Here is a 2,072-nt window from a genome sequence, read left to right as displayed (position 1 = left end):
CGCGATACGGGCCCTGGGCCTCGAGGGCGGCCAGCGCGGCGGCGTAGCGCGCTTCCGTTTCCACCAGCGTGGCGGCTTCCCAGATTGCCTCGAAATGCCGGGCCGTCCATGTGTTCGCGCCGGTCTGCACGTACGTGTACAGCCAGGGCGCGTCCACCAGCGCGATGCGGCCGCGCCGCAGCATGGCGTGCATCACTTCCGTGTCCTCGCCGCGCGCCAGCCCGGGATAGTCGGGGACGGCGGCGCGCCGCGCCAGCATCGACCCTTCCCATTCGCGCGCGCCGGACACGCCGAGGCGCCGCGCCGCCGGCGACCACAGCAGCCAGCGGCTGAGGAACATGGCGTCGGCCTGCATCGACTGCAGCAGGAGCATGCCGAGTTCGAGCCGCTGCGGGTGGTAGAGGTCGTCGTCGTCCCACTGGCAGATCCAGTCGCCGCGCGCGGCCCTTAGCGAGAGGTTGCGCAGTTCGCCCAGGCTGCCGGCGGGCCGGTCCGGCGTCACCACGCGGATGCGCGGATCGTCGAGCGCGCGGCAATGCGCCTCGATCGGCGTGCCCGGGGCGTCGCAGACGAGCACCAGTTCGCGCTCCGGCCAGGTCTGGCTGCGGAAGGCGTCGACGGCGAAGCGCGCCGGGAACAGGCGGCCGCGCGTGACCATCAGGCACGAGACGAGCGGCCGCCGCGGGAACGCCACCAGGTCGAGCCGGCCCCGCTGGACCAGGACGCCGTCCTGGCCCAGCCTGAAATCGACGCCGCGGCCGGGTTGCGGCAGGAAGTCGGCCAGTGCGGCGCCGCTCATGGCAGGAACGGCCGCGCCAGCATGGCGTAGGTGGTGGCGCCGGCGCGCACGTAGTCCTCGGTCAGCAGGCCGGCGTGGAAGCGGGTGAAATCGGTGCGTTCCGCGCTCCACCACAGGTGGCTGCACAAATGCAGGCTGAAGACGTCGCGCACGTCCGGGTCGAGCCGCTCGAACAGGTTGCGCATGCCGTCCGGCGTCCAGGGGTGACGGTAGAAGTACTCGCGCGGCACCACGTGGACCAGTTCCGGATGCCGTTCCCACAGGCGGCTCGCGAGCTGGCAGGAGTGGCTGGTCCATTTGCCGTCGAACGCGCCGTACGAGGCGTCGAGCCAGCGCGCGACGAACGGCGCCCCCGGCGCGGCGAGGATCAGCGCATTGCACAGCGACGGCCGCAGGATGCCGCGTTCGTCGGGCAGCGCGCCTTCGTCGCCGAGCACGCAGGCGTGGCCGTACAGGTGGTCGGGCATGGGCGCGACGAACAGCGTGTCGATGTCGGCATACACGCCGCCATGCTCGCGCAGGACCTGGAGGCGGATGAAGTCGGCCTCGTGCGCATAGCTCCAGCCGGCGGCGGCGATGCCGCGGCCTTCTTCCGAGGCGGCGTAGGCGGCCAGCGGCAGCGCGGCGCGGGTCACCGGGCGTAGCGTCAGGTGCGGCTTGATCCGTTCCCACAGCGGTCCATGGGGTTCGTTGGCGTAATGGAACCAGATCGCGTCCGGACGGTTGATCCGGCGGCACGATTCCAGGCACAGGTAATGCGCCAGGTGGAAGGGCTCGGTCTGTTCCTTCAGGCCGAATACGAAGTGAAACAGGCGCGGCACCATGCTCATGCTCCGATCGCGTGCCGGAAGCGCCGCATCACCGGCCCCTCGGCGTACAGGTTGGCGATCCGCTCGCCGAGCAGGCGGGCGTGCGGATCGGGTTGGCCGCGGTGCACGAAGCGGTAGCGCATCTTGCTGCGCGCGTCGGCGACGTCGGCGACGGCCCAGCGGTGGTCGGGGCCGTACGAGGTGCCGGGCCAGTCGATCGGCGCCAGCGTGCCGCCGATCAGGCCGGGATGGTCGCGCCCGAGGAAGTCCAGGTGGCCGCTCCAGCCGGTCATGAGTACCGGACGCCCGAGCGCGGCGGCGTCGAACGCGCCCATGCCCCAGCCTTCGGCCCGCGTCAGCGAGACATAGGTGTCGCCGAGCCGGTGCAGGCGGTCGATCCAGGCGCCGCTGATGCCGTCGCCGGCCAGCACCGCGACGGGCGGCAGGCGCGGGCGTCCGAGCCT

Annotated in this window: 3 protein-coding genes; all 3 read right to left on the bottom strand. The window is 72.1% G+C overall.

The genetic code is table 11. The features are described 5' to 3' along the window. The coding region (locus tag ACEN88_RS30050; RefSeq protein WP_413345596.1) for a glycosyltransferase family 2 protein at window positions 1-799 on the bottom strand (799 nt) is incomplete at its 3' end. Then, window positions 796-1,623 carry a glycosyltransferase gene (locus tag ACEN88_RS30045; protein WP_413345594.1) on the bottom strand — a complete coding sequence of 276 codons (828 nt, stop codon included), beginning with the start codon at window positions 1,621-1,623 and terminating at the stop codon, window positions 796-798. The genes ACEN88_RS30045 and ACEN88_RS30050, both read right to left, overlap by 4 nt. Window positions 1,624-1,625: 2 nt before the next feature. Continuing rightward, window positions 1,626-2,072 (bottom strand): glycosyltransferase (locus ACEN88_RS30040; RefSeq protein ID WP_413345593.1); only part of this gene is annotated, 447 nt, incomplete at its 5' end.

It is taken from the genome of Massilia sp. CT11-108 (assembly GCF_047302915.1).
In the GTDB taxonomy this organism is placed as follows: domain Bacteria; phylum Pseudomonadota; class Gammaproteobacteria; order Burkholderiales; family Burkholderiaceae_D; genus Telluria; species Telluria orientalis.
Note: the sequence above shows the minus strand (reverse complement) of the source record. Positions and strands in the feature narration are given on the sequence as shown.

Coding starts and splice junctions, on each gene's coding strand:
- ACEN88_RS30045 (WP_413345594.1), bottom strand. CDS start 1,623: ATGGTGCCGCGCCTGTTTCACTTCGTATTCGGCCTGAAGGAACAGACC.